General features: G+C 59.1%; 1 protein-coding gene. It reads left to right on the top strand.

Annotation, left to right across the window (positions count from 1 at the left end; genetic code table 11):
• The coding region (locus tag NA8_RS34525; protein ID WP_063054054.1) for an MmyB family transcriptional regulator at positions 1 to 648 on the top strand (648 nt) is incomplete at both ends.

Below are 648 nucleotides of genomic sequence, written 5' to 3'. Positions count from 1 at the left end.
TGGCTTGAACAGGGACGCCAAATCAATGTCAGTGTACAGGTTTTGAATGCGGTGGCGCGGACGTTGTCGTTGGATGCGGCGGAGAAGGCGCATTTGTATCGGTTGGCCGATGTGCCGACCGTGCCTTCGGTGGATTCGGGGTCGGCGTTGCCGGAGGAATTGCAGGTGATTCTGGACCATCTGGAGCCGTTGCCGGGGGTGGTGTTGAGCGCCAGGTATGACGTGTTGGCGTTCAACCGCTCGTATGAGGCGTTGTGTCCTGGATTTTTGTCGGTGGAGCGGAATGTGGCGCGTCGGGTGTTTCTGACGCCGGAGTGCTGTAACGCGTATCGGCACAATTGGGATGATCTGCGTCGGATGGTGGGTTATCTGCGTGGGGCGTATGCGAGGAACCTCGGTGATCCGCAGTGGGAGGAGTTCATCGCGGAGTTGTGTGCGGAGAGTGAGAGTTTCGCGTCGTTGTGGGCGTTGAATGATGTGGCGGTGCCTGCGAGTCGGACGAAGCAGGTGCGGAATTTGGCGGTGGGGGAGTTGGAGATGTTTTTGACGAGTATGTCGTTGCCGTCGGTGCCGCATGCGTGGATGCAGGTGTATACGCCGGTCGATGAGGTGGCGTGGGGGAAGTTGCGGGAGTTGTTGGCGTTGAGT

Source organism: Nocardia arthritidis NBRC 100137 (genome assembly GCF_001612765.1).
GTDB classification, from domain to species: domain Bacteria; phylum Actinomycetota; class Actinomycetes; order Mycobacteriales; family Mycobacteriaceae; genus Nocardia; species Nocardia arthritidis.
Note: the sequence above shows the minus strand (reverse complement) of the source record. Positions and strands in the feature narration are given on the sequence as shown.